Genomic DNA, 261 nt, shown 5'->3' with positions numbered 1-261 from the left:
ATTGAGAATTGTAATGGACTATGCGATGTACGGCGAGAAAAGAAGTAAAGTCATTTCTGATAAAGTCTCTTCATGGATTCAAAATAAAACGAATGGAAATCCTTCTAAAATTGTGGATGGTTATCAATTAAACGGATCCAATATTGGTAGTTATTCAACTGCTGTATTTGTTTCACCGTTTATTGCTGCAAGTATAACGAGTAGCAATAATCAAAAGTGGGTAAATAGCGGTTGGGATTGGATGAAGAATAAGAAAGAAAG

General features: G+C 34.1%; 1 pseudogene. It reads left to right on the top strand.

Features of this window, described 5'->3' with window-relative positions:
• A pseudogene (locus SB717_RS37095) lies at nt 1-261 on the top strand (glycosyl hydrolase family 8); the annotation flags it as partial.

It is taken from the genome of Priestia sp. SIMBA_032 (assembly GCF_046535215.1).
Lineage (GTDB): Bacteria > Bacillota > Bacilli > Bacillales > Bacillaceae_H > Priestia > Priestia aryabhattai.
The sequence above is the reverse complement of the archived record's forward strand: the minus strand, read 5'-3'. Positions and strand labels throughout refer to the sequence as shown.